We start from the raw sequence: 16,550 nt of genomic DNA, 5'->3' as shown, positions 1-16,550 counted from the left end.
ATTGTTCTAGAAAGTATTTCGGTCGCTCCTTTTTAAACAGACACCAAATCTTAAAATAGGCACCAAAATACTTTCTTAGCTTATAACCATCACTGTCATTATATCGAGCAGATAAGTCATTATTATGTCAAAACAAGCATCTTCACCTTATTCTCATAAGCCCCAGACCCCGCAAAAGAAAAGCAAAACCTTAGTAGTTGGCTTAACGGGTGGTATCGGTAGTGGTAAGTCTGCTGCGAGTGCTTGGTTCGCTGAACAAGGCATTGATATTATCGATGCGGATGTGATTGCCCATGAAATCGTTGCTAAAGGTAGCGCCACGCTGCAAAAAATCCAAAAAAAATTTGGTGAATGGGTGTTGAATAGTGACGGATCAATGGATCGAGTGGCAGTAAGAACGCACGTCTTTTCACATCCTGAGGCATTGATTGAGTTAGAAGCAATCACCCACCCAGCGATACGCGAAGCAGCAAAAGCACAGTTGGTAACCAGTACTTCGCCTTACGTGATATTGTCAGCGCCTCTACTTATTGAAGCAGCAGAAGCAGGGCTTGCCAATTTATGCCAACGTATCTTAGTCATGGATGCCTCCGAGGATACGCAGGTTGCGCGTGCCAGTCAGCGCGACGAACAAAGCATACAAAAAATCAAAGCCATCATGGTGAATCAGCTGAGCCGCGAAGAGCGTAATCGTCATGCAGATGATGTGGTGCTCAACGAAAGTGATCTTGCGGCTCTGTATGTGCAACTAGCGCCATTACACCAAGAATATCTTAAGCTTGCCCAGCAGCTAAAGTACGCTGTCGATTGACTTCATACAGCGCCATACCAGTGGCAACACTCACATTTAGACTTTGAAGGTTGCCATGCTCATTTCCTGACATCGGAATATACACCAGCTCATCACAGCTCTCCATAGTCAGGCGACGCATCCCCTCACCTTCTGAACCCATGATAATGGCTGTTTTGCCAGTCAGATCAGCGGCATGAATCGGTTTGGCATCTGCATTAAGCGCTGTACCAAACACAAACACCCCAGCATTTTTGATTTGCGTGAGCGTACGTGCCAGATTGGTAACACTAATAATCGGCATCATCTCTGCTGCACCGACCGATACTTTAGCCACTGTTGGTGTCAGACTTGCCGCATGATGTTTCGGACAAACCACGGCATCCACACCCATCGCCACTGCGGTACGCAAGCAAGCACCAAAGTTATGTGCATCCGTAATTTGATCCAAGACCAATAATAAGCATTGGTCTCGCCCAGCAAGGGTAGCAAGCAAGCCTTCATCAGCAAAGCCTAAAGGACGCGCATTTAGCACCACACCTTGGTGCTGCGGACTGCCACACAATTGCGTGAGCTTGTCTTTTTGCGTGGGTTGGATACTGATACCATTGTCACGTGCTTGCGCCATGATTCCTTGTACATGGCTATCAGTCTCACGACCTTGCTGTACAAACAAGCTTAGCCCATCTAAAGGACGATATTCGAGTAAGGCATCAATCGCATGAATGCCATAAAAATAGGTAGGTTTTGCCATAATAGGCCTATTGATTATAAAGTGGGTATCGCGCTATATGATAAAAACTAGGCGATAAAAAGATATGACAGTAATTGTATCAATAAATGGATATCTGCATATAAATAATATCAGCAGAAAAAGAAAAACCTTACCAATCCGATAAGGTTTTTCTTTTTTTGAGTAAAAGGCTTTTTGCTGTCATCAATCACTGAATAACAGCTTTAGCAAACTTACCCTTCTAAGTGACAGATATATTGAACAATTTCTTCTGTCCGCAGATTAAAACCACTATTGCCTTCAACCACGAATGATTGACCAGCGCGGTAATAGCTGAATTCTTCGTCACCATTAATTTTGACCTCACACTCACCGCCTGTGATCTCGATACGCTCGGAGGTATTGGTGCTAAAATGATAATGCTCAACCAAATTATCACAAGGCAAGATAACGCCCAATGTTTTATGTCGACCATCTTCGAACATAATAGTGTGGCTTGAACAACGACCATCATAAGATATCGTCGCTTGAGCATTGACTGTTACATTAGTAAATTGCGCCGCTGTCATAGTGGCTTCCTTATCAAATAATCATTACGAAACTAAAAAATAAGTAATTGGTTAGAGTACCGCCAGAGTTGCATCGTTAACCGACAGCTCTGTACTACGTACTGTATCCTTCTATACTAGATATCTGTGCGCTAGAGCTAGCCACAGGTTCTATGAAAATACTTTAGAATAATGACCGAGTGGCATACTCTTCCAACTATACGCCTATCATTTTACAAAATTATGACTCGTTATCGTGTATTACACTGCACTAATCTAATCAGAAGAGTTTATCATTATGTGAGATTATGCTACCACATTATATCTATAAAGTTTGTTAAAGCGACTAGGAAAATGCTGTTTGATGCGAATCCTAAACTTACTTACTCACCTTTTTTTGAGTCAGCACCTGATCACTACAATTGGGCTATTTTTATAAGTTTAATCCGCAACCATGCTTAGTATACAACCATCATTTTGACAGGCTTAATCACCTTAATGATTGATATTGTGAATATTATGATGATGACTCATAGCCAGTTTTTGACAGTTTTATGGTAATCTTCCAACAATAAAATCTATTATACATCGCTTGAAAGTTTGTATTTAAGCGCGTTTAACACCATACTATTTGCCTATAATATTTATCTCATTAACACGGTTGAATGAATAATTCGGTTTCCTTATTTACCCTATTTTATATATGGCTTCTTGAGATGTATATGAAGTCTATTGTCTGTCATGAGAGGCATTGATGCTAGTATCATTAACTTTACATCAGTTTGCGTTGATTGCTCAGCATGAGCTGAGTGTGGCTGAAGGCTTCAATGTCATCACTGGTGAGACCGGTGCTGGCAAATCGCTATTACTCGATGCACTGTCTTTATGTGTTGGTGAGCGCGCAGACAGTGCGATGGTCAGACACGGGGCGGCGCAAGCTGATATTTATGCGCAGTTTGATGTGGAGCATAACAGTGTCATCGCTGAGTGGTTCGCTAAAAATGATCGACCATTAGAAGAACCCGAAGTCCTAATTCGTCGTCAGCTCAGCAATACTGGACGCTCAAAAGCGTGGTTAAATGGCACGCCTGTCAGCTTGGCGGAGCTCAAAAGCTTAGGCGCATTGTTAGTTAATATCCATAGTCAACATGCTCAGCAAGCGCTCCTCAAGCCGCAGTTTGTGGTGCAATGGCTCGATGAGATGGCACAAATCACGCCATTAGCCATACAAACTGCCAGTAGCTATCAAGCTTACCAGCAGCTCAAACGCCATGCTGACGACATTGCGAGCCGTGAGGCTCAGCGACAAGACCGTATTGAGCTTTTGCAAAGCCAACTTGCTGATATTGCACCGTTATTGGCGGTTGATTATGCAGAAGTTGAAGCAGAGCACGAAGAGCTGTCTAATATCGAAGCCCTCATGATAGAGGCCAGTCATGGCTTACATCTGCTCGACAATGACACGGATGAGCCAGATGTGATGACCTTGCTTGGTCAGGCGATCAAGCTTTGTGATAACCAAATGAGTGTCAGTCAAACCTTTGAGCAAGCCTCCGAGCAACTACATTTAGCACAGCAACAAATTACTGAGGTAACAGGCTTACTGTCAGATTATGCTGAGCAACAGTTGCCTGATCCTGAGCGTTTGCAGACATTAGACAGTCTTATCAGCTTAGGACATCGTTTATCACGTAAACATAGCTTGCCAACGAGCGACTTAATCGATGAAGCAAAGGGCTGGGAAGCGCAATTAGAGCAGCTAGCAAACGAGCCAAGCAGTGATGCGATGGCGGCACAAATTGAACAGGCTTGGCAAGACTATCTTGTATTCGCCACTCAGCTAAATAAAGAGCGCTCGAAAGCCGCGCCGATCGTCAGCAAACAATTAATGCAGCAGCTACAACCGCTCGCGCTACCCAATGCCCGCTGCGAGTTTGTCTTTACCAAAAAAGCCGATGCCAGCCAATATAGTGCGCAAGGTTGCTATGATATTGATTTATTATTTAGCGCCAACGTTGGTATGCCGATGCAGCCGCTACATAAGATTGCCTCAGGCGGTGAGCTGTCACGAATGGCACTGGTTATGCAAGTACTGCAAGCAACCAATGCCGATAATAATGCCGCCAAACCGATGCTAGTATTTGATGAAGTCGATGTCGGTATCAGTGGTGGTACGGCGCAAGTGGTCGGTGAGCTACTGCGCACGCTTGGGCAGACGCAGCAGCTACTAGCCATTACTCACCAAGCACAAGTCGCAGCGCAAGCGCATCAGCATATTTTGGTACAAAAACATCATGACGAGCAGACCGAAAGCGAGCTATTAATACTGACCGATAGCGCGCAAGTCGACGAGCTGGCACGCATGTCTGGCGGTGTGATCATCACTGACGTCACTCGCGACCATGCGCGCAGTTTATTGACCGATGTGAAATAAAGGCTTGGTCATTCATCAACCAGTTGTGCAGCGCTGTGTCTCATCACTGCTAAATACTTGCTTTGGTTGATTTTCACCTCAGTATCGCCATATAGTGGTGTGTTATTTCTGTTATTTTACCTTCAATATTAGGGTGCGTTTGTCTCTATGTCTAAAGCCAATTTGACCCATCATTTTTTAATCGCGGCACCAGAACTATCAGACCCAAGGTTTGAGCAGGCGCTGATTTATATTTGCCGTCATGATAAACACGGTGCACTCGGTCTGATGGTCAATCGTCCATTAGAGCAGGCACGCGTGGGCAAACTGCTAGAAGATTTAGACATTGAAGTGACGGATGCGCAAGTGATGGAAGATATAGCATTAGAGGGTGGCCCGATGTATCCAGAGGTTGGCTTTGTGCTGCATACGGGGCAGCCTGAGTGGGCATCGTCTTTTGCAATCTCAGAAAACGTCTGTATTACCACCAGTCAAGATATCCTTAAGCGTATCGCCGCAGGTCAAGGCGTTGGGCATTATCAGCTGTGCTTGGGTCATGCCAGCTGGGGTAAAAAACAGCTCGATCAGGAACTTAACAACGGCGACTGGCTCGTTTGTCCTGCTGATTTAAACTTATTGTTTGATACACCATTCGAAGAACGCTGGCAAATTGCCGCGGATAAGATTGGGGTGAACTTTGATTACCTTAGTAGCGATATTGGTCATGCTTAATGATTGGTTATGATAGTTAAATTATCCATTTAAATAAAACCGCATTTAAATCAAAGTCGCGTTCAAATTAAAGCCGTTAAGCTAAATGAATCACGCCCAATAGAAATAGGAAGTATGCATAATGATGGTAGAGTCTGATACGAGCATTAAAATCGAAACTGCTGACACTATTGTGGCGGAACCCGCTATTAAGCCTCATCTTATTTTGGCGCTCGATTACGGGGTAAAAAAGATGGGTATGGCGCTGGGTAATACCATTACCGAGACTGCGCGTGCCTTTGATATTTTAGCGATGAATAATGGTCAGCCTGATTGGGATAATCTGCTCGGTATTATCAAAGTCTGGGGCGTGGCAAAAGTGGTGGTTGGGTTGCCACTTAATATGGATGGCAGCAGCTCAATGCTGTCTAAGCGTGCGCATAAATTCGCTCGTCGTCTAGCACATAGAGTCATGGAACAGCATCTACCAGTGGTTGTGAGCCTTTGTGATGAGCGCCTGACTTCAGTGGCAGCGCGTGAGATCGCGTGGGATAATGGTTGGATTAAGCATGAACGCGACCCAATTGATGATATCTCTGCCTGCATTCTGATGTCTACTTATTTCGCTGATCCCAGTAGTAGTATCGCCATCGACGCTATCAAAGCCGATTAAGTCAGTGACAAACCTGCTGCTAAAACACTCTTAATTAAAACACTGCCAATTCTGACATATCGTCACTCTACACGGATAAATACCTGATTATTATGACCACTGTCTCAGACCACTCCCTGCAAAACAAATCGCAACATGGTTTTGCGCCGCTTGCCATCGCCCGTATCAAAGGCGCACAGCGAGCGAATCAAATAGCGATTTATCTCATTTATGCCGCTATTCTCGCCTTTATGGTCTTTGGCACCATTGCCAGTATCAAAGCCTTTCATGACAATCAACTGCTTTATCAACTTTTCTATAACTTGCCTTATGCCTTGGTTGCGCTTACGATTCCTATTACTATTTATGATGCGCTAGTGATTTATCGTTATCGCTTAAACCAAGCGTCGATGATTGCCATGAGCATTGGCGTATCGACCATCATATTGGTTGGTGGCTTATTATTCGCTGATACCGCCTGGTTAGGCTTATCTTGTTGGCTAGGTGTGGCGTTTTTATTTAAAGTGAGCTTTAAGCGCTTTTTTAACTTTCTAGAAGCAGAAAAAGACACTGACATCGCTGAAGAAGCGTAAAGCATACTTATAAATGACGCAAAAAACTTTCACCTTATATTATCGATTTAAATGACTATTATGAGCACTTTTACCACGCAAACGACGATCAATCATCATTTAGATACGCAAGGGCTGATTTGCCCTGAGCCTGTCATGATGCTGCATCGAACCATCCGTAACGCTGATGCTGGCGAGGTGATTGAAATACTCGCCACCGACCCAGCCACCACTCGTGACATTCCTAATTTTTGTCGTCATTTGGGACATGAGCTTGTGCAGCAAGAAACGCTTGCTGAAAATGTAAATCTAAACGTCGATCCCGATGAAATAATGGTCGCTGGCGATGAAGATGCACCAATCAGCGCCACGCTTTATCGTTATCTGGTTAAGAAAAAAAGCGCTTAAATGCACTCAAGTGACCGCAGCAAAGCATTGGTCACAGAAAGGCATTGATCACAGCACAACATTGACAGCGCAATAAACAATATAAAGATATCTTTGCATTCTAAGCAAACTATCATTCACAGAAGGTAGGCTATTACGTGTTACAAACAGAAAAGCAGTATGTACAATGGCAAGAAAACGAGACTCTACGTAATGCTCTTTGGTTGTCTGAAAGCAATCATATGCCACCTGCGCGCATTGTATTGGTCGATGATACAACGACCGCAGATGACGCTTATCGCTTAGCTTGCGAAGGCAGCTCACTGCTGTGGCGCGGTGATTTTCATAATGCACGCCAGTTGCTACAAGCGCTCGGTCGTCGCATAGATCGTACCAATGAGCGCTCTGAGCTGCGAAAAGCAAAAAAAGCGGCTAAATCTACAACAGAATCTGATTCAGTCAACTCTAAAGAAATTCCCAACCTCTTTCATCAACAGCGCCAACTCCAAGCCCAACGTTCTCGCATACTAAGCCGTTTGCTACTAGAGCTTGATGCCAGTTATGTCAGCCAACTACGCCGTGCGCCCGATGTCAGTGCAGCCTGCATAGCCGCTTTTGGCCCACTAGATAAGGCAATGGATGAGTCTTGTGTACTGTCGTTTCGTGACTTGCAAGGCGCACTTGGCGCAGCAGGATGGCGCGAAAAAGGTGTCCCAATAGACAGCTTAGGGCTATCAATTTTCCCGCATTATGGCGTCTTTGCACCAACCCGTCATGAGTATGTACAGCTATTGCTCGATGCACCGCTACCAGCAAGCCATGATGTCGCCTATGACATCGGTACCGGCACGGGATTGCTGGCTATTATCTTAGCGCAGCGCGGTGTTTCGCAAGTGATAGCAACGGATTTAAACCCACGTGCTTTGGCCTGTGCCAACGAGAACTTTACACGCTTAGAATTACCTGCCGTACAATTGCAGCAAGCCGATTTATATCCGACTGATGCACCACTCGCCAACCTGATTGTCTGCAATCCGCCTTGGTTACCTGCTAAGCCAAGCTCGTCTCTTGAGTACGCCGTCTATGATGCCAAGAGCGCGATGCTGCGTGGGGTGTTGCAAGGTGCCAAACAGCACTTAGCTGAGCACGGCGAGCTTTGGTTGATAATGTCGGACTTGGCAGAGCACCTGCAACTGCGCACCCGTGATGAGTTACTAAGCTTGTTTGCCGATGCTGGATTGGCAGTAAAATATCGTCTGGACACCCAACCTAAGCATGGTCGCAGCCAAGATGATACGGACCCGCTACATATCGCGCGCAGTGCTGAAGTCACTTCATTATGGTGCTTAACGCTTATCTAACATTTAACCATCGAGTACTGAGTTATGAGTCGTGATCGTGCCGTGCAACAGCGCCAACCTAAGGCGCTGGCAGTAGATGACGAACCCAGTTATATCACTGAGTTTCGTCAAGCCATGCTGGCACGTGGTCTAGCAACGCGTACTCGTAATGCTTATGTCCGCGACCTGCGCTCTTGCGAGCTGACCAATCCTATCGCCCTGACACGCTGGCAGCCTGATGACGTGCTGCACTGCTTATCAACCCTGACTCAAGAAGGCAAAACGCCACGCACTCAGGCACGCATGCTCTCAAGCTTGCGTCAGTTTTATCTGTGGATGATTGCCAGTAATCTGCGTGAAGACAATCCTTGCGAGCGTATCAAAAGCCCAAAGCTCGGACGTCCTTTGCCCAAAGATTTGGCAGAAGCAGATGTCGATAATCTCCTTGCCGCGCCCGATACCAGCACTGCGCTAGGACTACGAGATAAAGCCATGCTAGAGGTGCTATATGCCTGCGGGCTGCGTGTGAGCGAGTTGATTAATCTCTCATTAGAACAAGTGAATTTAAACGCTGGCTGGCTACAAATCACTGGGAAAGGTAATAAAACCCGACTGGTGCCACTTGGCGAATATGCAAACGATGCGCTAGAGGATTATCTAACGCATGCTCGTGGCGATTTGATTGCGCATTTGAAATCAGGAAATTGCCAAGCGGTGTTTTTAACGGCGCAAGGTGGCTATATGACGCGACAGAATTTTTGGTACTTGCTTAAGAAATACGCCAAAGTTGCCAGTATCGATAAAGAACTATCACCGCATACCCTACGTCACGCCTTTGCCACGCATCTACTAAATCATGGTGCAGACTTACGTAGCGTGCAGTTGTTGCTAGGCCACAGTGACTTATCAACCACGCAGATTTATACCCATGTGGCGACGGCGAGATTGCAGAAATTGCATGCGGAGCATCATCCGAGAGGTTAGAATTTTTATCATAGTAATATTGATAAACAAAGAGTTATGCTATGTACGTTGAAGTCAAAAACATTAAAGAAGATGGTAATGAGATAACATATGAGTTTTTTAATGGGTCATGTGTCTCTAATGGAATTTTTGTACTATACAAGGATAGAATGGAGCCATTTACCTTTGATATGTCGTGTCGGTTGATTAAGCCTATTGATGGTTATGCTCCTGAGGCACATTATCAAAGAGCAATGGTGGCCGTCATGAAAAGTTACAGGAAAAATGGTGAGTTACCCGAACATGCTTTTTTCATGTCAGGATAATACAATGAATGAAGCTCACATTAACTCATTACTACGTGATATTCCAACAGATGTTGATTACACAGAGTTGCCTGAAGATCTAGATCCTGAGGACATACCACCCGAACGTATTAAAGGTGTTGTTGATCTTTTGACCCATGAAGATGATTATATCGTTTTTCAGGCAGCACGGTTATTGACCTCTTGGGGTATCGAAGAAGGTTTTGATACTCTAAGAAAACTGCTAGTAGAGAATGAGTTGCAAGGAATGATACAGCATCGTATATATGGATATGATGAGACTTATAAACACGTTCTATATGCGTTTATTAGCTATTGGGCAAATCAATCAGACGCAGGTAAAGGAGAACAAGCCAGAAAAGCGATATTTGAGCCTGTGTCTATTATAATTAAAGCATCTAATACACAATTATTCCAAATTGATAAAATATTTCGACTAGTGCTTGATGATGACTTTAATGAATATATTCCACTATTGAAAGAGCATCTTCAGATTATAATTAAGAACCCAGAAGATAACTATTGGAGAATTCATGATGTTATTGAACTGTTCTTAAAAGTTGACCCTGACTTCATTGCGCAAGTACTAAAAGAAAATAAGAAAGAATTATCCAATTTTAGGTTTTAGTGTACTAGTTTTAGATATTATCTTGATTACAAAGTACTTAAGACGCGTTCTACTCTTGTTCAAACCTTGCCACGATTCCATAAATAGATAGCTGCAAACCTATCCTTTTCTCGTTACAATACCCTTATTAAAGTGCGTCATGATATACACACCGCCTTTTCCCTATCCATTATCCGAGAATCTCATGAGCCATAGACCACCTGCTGACCTACTAAAGAGCGCCCAACACTGGCGCGAAGACATTAACTTTCGCCAAGACGTACTGGGTAAGCCATTTGATTTTGCGACCACATGGGGCATTTTTTCACCGCAAAAGCTCGATGATGGTAGCTTGATGCTGCTTGATTATATTGATTTTGAAGCGGATGACGATTCGATCGATTTGGGCTGTGGCTATGGCGTCCTTGGCATGACGGCGGCGCGTGAATGTCCGAACGGTCTGCATACCTTGATTGATAAAGACTTTATGGCGGTAGAATATGCACGCCTGAATTGTGAAAAAAACGGTCTGAAAAATGTCGATGTGCATTTATCAAATGGCTTTAATCACGTGGCAAAAGATAAAGACTTTAGCCTTGTGATGTCAAACTTGCCAGCCAAAGTAGGTAAAGAGCAGCATTATTTATATTTCCTCGATGCCTATGCTCGTATGCGTAAAGGTGGGCGTTTTTATGTGGTGACAATCAATGGCCTACGTCAGTTTATGAAGCGCTCATTTACCGAAGTGTTTGGCAACAGCGAAAAGATTAAACAAGGTAAGACCTATACGATTACCATGGCGACCAAAGACTAAGCTTTAAAAGCTTATGTCTTAAAAGCTGTATAATCAAAGAAGCCCGCTAAAACACTATGTTTTAGCGGGCTTCTTTATAGCAAATGATATCTGGCTACATCTGCCGTTTAAGCAAATAGCCACCCAATATCGCACTGGCGATAATCGGTAATATCACCATTAATAACGGCGAAAATCCAGTCGCCAATGAGACAAAGCCAACCAAGTCTTGCACGTAACTAAATAGCAAGCCAAACAATAATGCCACGACGATACGCAAGCCTAAGCTATGCGTACGTAGTGAGCCAAAGACGAATGAGCAGGCAACAATCACCAGTGATAAAATCGATAATGGTGACAGTAGCTTTTGCCAAAAAGCCAGCTCATGGCTTAGCGAGCGTGTGCCTTGTTGGCGCATAAATTGACGATGCTCGTACAGCTGGGTCAATGACAAATCCTCTGCCTTACGGGTAAGCAGATATACCGATTCAGGGGCAAAGGGCAGGCTTAAGGTATCTGACGGTGAGATGGCTTGGCTACTCTCAAAGCCCTGATTAATCATCAGCTTGGTCATGTTTTTCAGCTGCCACTCATAGCGATATTGCTCGCTCGGTTTGCTGCTGGCAGGATCAACAGGTTCACGACCAATATATTTACCACCCTCAGCGTGAATGGCCGTTTGCAGATTGCCATTATTGTCTAAATGCCAGCGTTTAACTTCGCCGATATTACCTTGCACATCAGCATAATCGATATACAAAATATCGCTACCATCTGGCTTGGCACTGCCGTCTTTTGTACTCTCAAAGCGTGGCTGCAACGTCCAATAACCGCGTACCGATGTGACCAATGAACTACTGTCTTCGTCGTTGATTTCTTTTGCCAATTGATTAGAGTGCGGCAGCACGAACTGATTGATAATCAATGCGAGCAACACAAAAATCAAAGCAGGCTGCAATACCCAACCGACGATACGATAAACGCTGACGCCAGCGGCACGCATCACGACCAGCTCACTTTTATTGGCAAGCAAGCCCAAGCCAACCACTGCACCTAGCAATGCGCCAGTGGGAATAAATTGCTCTAAAAAATAAGGCGAGCGATAAAAAATATACTTAATCGCCTCGCCCATCGTATAGCTATCATCTAACGAATCCAGCTCAGACAAATAAGAGAATACCAGCTGTAATGCCCACAAGCCTATGACAGCTCCGACGATTGCGAGCAAAGCGTTCAGCTTGACGTAACGGCTCAGCACTTTTAGCTTGGCAGGTTTGCGAGCGTACTTAGCATGAGCGTTTTGCGAGTCAGGATTAGATGGTTTAGAAGATAAGACACTCATTAGGACTGCCCTCCTTGTGAGCCACTGCTCTGATGATCGGCAACTGTTAAAGGCGTGTTCTTCGGTTTGCGAAAGCGTAATCGATGCTGCACACGGCTGCCCCAATTCATATAGAGTGCCAATGCCATAAATCCTAAAATGAGCCACGCATATGCCCAGACGCTCACGCTGCCTTTGCTAACAGCATTTTTGAGTGAAATAATACCCAGTGCACAGCTGACAAACAATAAAATAGAAGGGAATAGGCGTAACCAGCGACCTTGACGCGGACGTACTTGCGCCAGTGGTACAGCGAGCATTGGTGCAATGATCATCAACCACGGCAATGCCAAACGATAGCCAAGCTCACTTTGTGCCACACGCAGCGAGTTGCCACTACTTGCCGTACCACCCGTCGCGGCTTGCCATAATGGTCCAATCGCTTGCGTTTCGATATTATCTTCGGTGATGACTTCTTTTGAGGATTCTGTCAAAGTAATGCGGTAACGATCAAAGCCCACTTGATTGTATTTCAGACTGCCAGCACCGACTTCATAACGACGCCCTTGGAACAAGTCCAATTGGGTCACACCGCTATTACCCGTGTCTACTTGCTCGGCACGCTTAGCCAACGTGATAGTATCTTTGCTGATGTTGGTATTATTAGTAATCGCAGTTGGCATATTTGGTATGTCTGAAATATTTAATTGCTCAGCGGTTTCGGGATCAATGGTGTTTTTAACATCGACGGCAGCCTCTTTAGCAGTGTTGTTTTTAGCGGCACTGCCCTTTTTGTCAGGCTCAGATTGAATCAATATCACATCTTGCAATTGCTTTTTATCATCGCTCAAGCTGCCCACATACAAATGATAATTGCCACTACTAATAAATTCATTGGGACGAATTAAGTCAAAAGCGCTGGTCAATGCCTGCTGTTGCCAGACACTTTCTGATGAGCGTACGCCCCACGGTTTACCAACGATAGATAAAGCCGCTTCACCAACGAACAACGCCAATATTAACGGCGTCATCAAACGGGCAAGTTTACCACGCGACACCCCACTGGCATTAATCACCGCCATTTCTTGATCGACATACAGCCGCCCGAATACCAGCATTAGAGCGATAAAAAATGCTAATGGCAGGATAAGCTCTAAAAAGTACGGCAAATTATAACCAATGATGGTAAATAACAAGCTGATATCTAGATTGCCTTCTGCGGCAATACCAAAGTAACGGATCAAACGACCGCCCAGCATCATCACCACTAAAAACCCCAAAACCAATGCGGTCGTTGAGGCAACTTGTTGAGTCATATAGCGGCGTAATATCACAATGGGCACTCTTTTAAAAAGGTTGATAGTCGCACGATTTATCGCAGCTTTATTGGCAAACACTGACAATTATGGATAGCTCTAAATACAATAGCTGATACCGATAACTGAATAATAGAAACACAAGACCGTGCTGCTCAATCAAATACTTAAACAGCCTTAAAAGCAACGGCAAAAGATATGAAAATATCTGCGATACAGGTTAGCAATATGCTGTAAAAATTAGCGATGAAGATAACCGCTAATCCTAGCATATTTTGCTCAAAAATGGCTGTGAAATGTGTTTGCAAACATTGCGTCCATCTTGCTATAACGCTGTATGGCTCACCAATAATAGATAAGATATGAGAAGAATAACTAGCATTTAACTCATTAGTTTGTCTTATCTAAGAAGCCTTTTTATTAAGTCTTTGCACGATATTTTTACTTGATGTCATTTGGAAACCTTTGTGTGTCATTCGTATCACTGCCCTCGCACCGTTAGGATTACTTGTTAAACTGAGAAAACTAAAAATTCCTAATTATCTCGCCCAATGGAGAATATTAATGACAAATAAACTTGCTTCTACCCCTTCTACTTTACTTGAAATCGCTGGTGGTCAATTTGATACGCTCGATTGGTCAAATTGCGCCGTGGTTTTTATTGACTATCAAAACGAATATGTCGATGGGGCGATGCCATTGGGGCAAGCTGGTACGAACGCCATTGCAAATGCGCGACTATTGCTAGACAAAGCTCGTAAACAGAACGTTCCTATCTTCCATATTGCGCATCATGGCGCAGATAATGGCAACGTTTTTGATCCTTTGTCATCTAACGTCGAGATTATCGCTGAATTACAACCAAAGGATAGCGAAACCGTCATCGTCAAAAAAAATCCCAATGCGTTCCATGATACCCAGCTTCAAGCACTTATTTCAGCTGCGCAAAAACAGCAAATTATTTTTGCAGGCTTTATGAGTCATATGTGTGTTAGCTCAAGCGTGAGAGCCGCCTTTGATTTAGGCTTTGACAGTTTTGTTTGCCATGATGCTTGTGCCACTCGCGACCTGCCTGACTATAAAAAAGAGAAAATCAGCGCTGATACCATACATGCTACCGCGATGGCAGCACTGCAAGATAGATTTGCCGCTTTAGTAGCAACCGATGAGTTAGTTAATAGCTAATAAGCAGTTCGAACCCATGACCTAAACCTTGCTCACTGCGCACTCACCTCGCAATATGCTACACTATTGCGATTGCTTGACTGGCCAAACAATCTGATAATTTAACAGGTATCAGCAATTAAAAAAATCTGCCATTTTCATAGCGTTAACGTCATAACTATAATGTCATAACCCCAATAAGGATAAATATATGAATATTAAATTAACCCAAACACTGCCAAAAACCCATACGCAAAAAATCCTCAAAAAAGAAGCGAAAAGTAAAGACGCGGCCTGCCTTGTCGTTTTGATCGATGATAAGAAAAATATCTTAGCTGAGTCAGTCTTGAGCGATTATCAAACCCGCATTGAGCAATTGATTGAAGTATCACACTTTACCGGCAAAGCTTGTGAAACGGTTGCTGACTATGCGCTAGCGGGTGATAAGAAAACCACCAAAGAAAACCCAGTACAGCTCTTATTGGTCGGTGTGGGTAATGTTGATAAATTGCGTCATAGCGTTCTAGAAAAAATTGCCAATACCATTTATAAGAGCACCCAAAAACGCGTCAATTCTATCACTGTTGCGCTGGGCGATAGCTTAGAAGAAAACCAGTTTAGTCAATTCGCGCTGAGCTTACTGGCAGCAAGCTATCGTTTTGACAAGTACAAATCTGAGCAGCAAACACCTGTTTTAACGGATATCTATTTACTGGCAGAGCCGTCTTTAAAAGACTCATTAGACTTTGCACAAGCGGTCTTTACTGGTCAAAGCTTGACCCGTGATGTTGCCAATGAGCCGGGTAATATCTGTTTCCCAGCGTATATGGCTGAGCAAGCACAGGAATTGGCAAACACTTATCCTGACCTCTTAAAAGTAACGGTACTTGGCGAAGACGAGATGTCAGCACTGGGTATGAACTGCTTCTTGTCGGTCGCGCAAGGCTCTACCAAAGAAGGTAAGCTGGTACTGATGGAGTATCGTGGCAAGTCTAATTTTAGCGTCAATGCTGATGCCGATACTAGCAAAGCCACTACCAACAGCGCAAAAGTAGCTGGCGGTCTAAAAGCATTGGCTGATAAATTACCAACCAAAGCTGCTAGCAAAAAAGCCGCTAAAAATGCTGAACAGAATAGCGAAGACAATGCCCAAAGTGCACACGATGATGCCCCTATCGTGCTTGTTGGTAAGGGTGTTACCTTTGATTCAGGTGGTATCTCAATCAAACCGGGTGCGGCGATGGATGAGATGAAATTTGATATGGGTGGCTCTGCGGCGGTACTCGGTACTCTAAAAGCATTATGTGAAGCGCGTCTACCTATCAATGTCGTCGGGGCGCTAGCTTGTGCTGAAAATATGCCATCAGGCGAGGCGACGCGCCCAGGCGATATCATCAAAGCAATGAACGGTAAGTCTGTTGAAATCTTAAATACCGATGCTGAAGGTCGTTTAGTATTGTGCGATACCTTATGCTACGTACAAAAGTATTATCAGCCAAAAGCCATCATCGATGTCGCAACCTTGACTGGTGCTTGTGTGGTTGCGTTGGGTCATGTACGCTCGGCAGTCTTTAGTAATGACGAAGATGTTTTGTTTGACTTAGAAAACGCCAGTAACCTATCAGGCGACCTTATCTGGCACATGCCGATGGATGACGAGTATCAAACGCAGATTGACTCGCCTATCGCTGATATTCAAAATATCGGTGGTAAAGGTGCGGGCGCTGTGACTGCTGCCTGTTTCTTATCGCGCTTTATAGAAGAAGGTCAAGCATGGGCGCATTTAGACATCGCTGGTACGGCATGGATTTCAGGTCAAGACAAAGCCGCGACTGGTCGTCCTGTGCCATTATTTATGCAATACCTAAAAAATAGCGCAAATATGGCATAATCTATTGATGAATCATCACTCAA

General features: G+C 44.2%; 17 protein-coding genes. 13 read left to right on the top strand and 4 right to left on the bottom strand.

Going from position 1 to position 16,550, the window contains the following annotated elements:
* The first annotated feature begins 124 nt into the window (after positions 1-124).
* Positions 125-811, top strand: coding sequence for a dephospho-CoA kinase (gene coaE / locus JMW85_RS00985; protein ID WP_201580670.1), 687 nt, complete (start codon positions 125-127; stop codon positions 809-811).
* Here the strand turns inward: coaE and rlmB are convergent.
* On the bottom strand, positions 774-1,544 hold the full coding sequence (gene rlmB / locus JMW85_RS00980) for a 23S rRNA (guanosine(2251)-2'-O)-methyltransferase RlmB (protein ID WP_087814889.1): 771 nt from the start codon (positions 1,542-1,544) through the stop codon (positions 774-776). The genes coaE and rlmB overlap by 38 nt on opposite strands.
* A gap of 212 nt (positions 1,545-1,756) precedes the next feature.
* Positions 1,757-2,092 carry a pyrimidine/purine nucleoside phosphorylase gene (ppnP, locus tag JMW85_RS00975; RefSeq protein ID WP_198330479.1) on the bottom strand — a complete coding sequence of 112 codons (336 nt, stop codon included), beginning with the start codon at positions 2,090-2,092 and terminating at the stop codon, positions 1,757-1,759.
* 733 nt (positions 2,093-2,825) lie between these two features.
* Between ppnP and recN the strand changes: the two genes are divergently transcribed.
* From recN to JMW85_RS00925, 10 genes are all read left to right on the top strand, one after another.
* Positions 2,826-4,505 (top strand): DNA repair protein RecN, encoded by a 1,680-nt coding sequence (recN, locus tag JMW85_RS00970; protein ID WP_201580669.1) that lies wholly within the window; start codon positions 2,826-2,828, stop codon positions 4,503-4,505.
* A 147-nt stretch (positions 4,506-4,652) separates the two neighbouring features.
* Positions 4,653-5,216 (top strand): YqgE/AlgH family protein, encoded by a 564-nt coding sequence (locus JMW85_RS00965; protein WP_201580668.1) that lies wholly within the window; start codon positions 4,653-4,655, stop codon positions 5,214-5,216.
* 124 nt (positions 5,217-5,340) lie between these two features.
* A complete protein-coding gene (gene ruvX / locus JMW85_RS00960; RefSeq protein WP_201581214.1) occupies positions 5,341-5,868 on the top strand; it encodes a Holliday junction resolvase RuvX in 528 nt (175 codons plus the stop codon).
* A 92-nt stretch (positions 5,869-5,960) separates the two neighbouring features.
* On the top strand, positions 5,961-6,440 hold the full coding sequence (locus tag JMW85_RS00955) for a hypothetical protein (protein ID WP_055123704.1): 480 nt from the start codon (positions 5,961-5,963) through the stop codon (positions 6,438-6,440).
* Positions 6,441-6,500: 60 nt separating this feature from the next.
* On the top strand, positions 6,501-6,827 hold the full coding sequence (tusA, locus tag JMW85_RS00950; RefSeq protein WP_055123705.1) for a sulfurtransferase TusA: 327 nt from the start codon (positions 6,501-6,503) through the stop codon (positions 6,825-6,827).
* A gap of 137 nt (positions 6,828-6,964) precedes the next feature.
* On the top strand, positions 6,965-8,167 hold the full coding sequence (locus JMW85_RS00945) for a methyltransferase (protein WP_201580667.1): 1,203 nt from the start codon (positions 6,965-6,967) through the stop codon (positions 8,165-8,167).
* A 24-nt stretch (positions 8,168-8,191) separates the two neighbouring features.
* The gene (xerD, locus tag JMW85_RS00940) at positions 8,192-9,130 is read left to right on the top strand and encodes a site-specific tyrosine recombinase XerD (protein WP_201580666.1); all 939 of its coding nucleotides are present in this window, start codon (positions 8,192-8,194) and stop codon (positions 9,128-9,130) included.
* Positions 9,131-9,171: 41 nt separating this feature from the next.
* Positions 9,172-9,435 carry a hypothetical protein gene (locus JMW85_RS00935; RefSeq protein WP_055123708.1) on the top strand — a complete coding sequence of 88 codons (264 nt, stop codon included), beginning with the start codon at positions 9,172-9,174 and terminating at the stop codon, positions 9,433-9,435.
* A 4-nt stretch (positions 9,436-9,439) separates the two neighbouring features.
* Positions 9,440-10,063: a hypothetical protein gene (locus JMW85_RS00930; RefSeq protein WP_198330473.1), complete on the top strand. Its 624-nt coding sequence runs from the start codon at positions 9,440-9,442 to the stop codon at positions 10,061-10,063.
* A gap of 184 nt (positions 10,064-10,247) precedes the next feature.
* Entirely contained in the window at positions 10,248-10,856 is a 609-nt protein-coding gene (locus tag JMW85_RS00925) for a class I SAM-dependent methyltransferase (RefSeq protein ID WP_201580665.1), read from the top strand.
* A 94-nt stretch (positions 10,857-10,950) separates the two neighbouring features.
* Here JMW85_RS00925 and lptG read toward each other — a convergent pair whose 3' ends face one another.
* Both lptG and JMW85_RS00915 read right to left on the bottom strand, forming a co-directional pair.
* Positions 10,951-12,177, bottom strand: coding sequence for an LPS export ABC transporter permease LptG (gene lptG, locus JMW85_RS00920; protein ID WP_201580664.1), 1,227 nt, complete (start codon positions 12,175-12,177; stop codon positions 10,951-10,953).
* Positions 12,177-13,472, bottom strand: coding sequence for an LPS export ABC transporter permease LptF (locus JMW85_RS00915; protein ID WP_201580663.1), 1,296 nt, complete (start codon positions 13,470-13,472; stop codon positions 12,177-12,179). The genes lptG and JMW85_RS00915 overlap by 1 nt, the downstream gene beginning before the upstream one ends.
* 564 nt (positions 13,473-14,036) lie before the next feature.
* Between JMW85_RS00915 and JMW85_RS00910 the strand changes: the two genes are divergently transcribed.
* Together JMW85_RS00910 and JMW85_RS00905 are read left to right on the top strand one after the other, a co-directional pair.
* Positions 14,037-14,657: a cysteine hydrolase family protein gene (locus tag JMW85_RS00910; protein ID WP_201580662.1), complete on the top strand. Its 621-nt coding sequence runs from the start codon at positions 14,037-14,039 to the stop codon at positions 14,655-14,657.
* 190 nt (positions 14,658-14,847) lie between these two features.
* Entirely contained in the window at positions 14,848-16,527 is a 1,680-nt protein-coding gene (locus JMW85_RS00905) for a leucyl aminopeptidase (protein WP_201580661.1), read from the top strand.
* Positions 16,528-16,550 lie beyond the last annotated feature (23 nt).

The organism is Psychrobacter glacincola, from assembly GCF_904846075.1.
GTDB classification, from domain to species: domain Bacteria; phylum Pseudomonadota; class Gammaproteobacteria; order Pseudomonadales; family Moraxellaceae; genus Psychrobacter; species Psychrobacter glacincola_C.
This window is presented reverse-complemented; position numbering and strand designations above follow the sequence as displayed.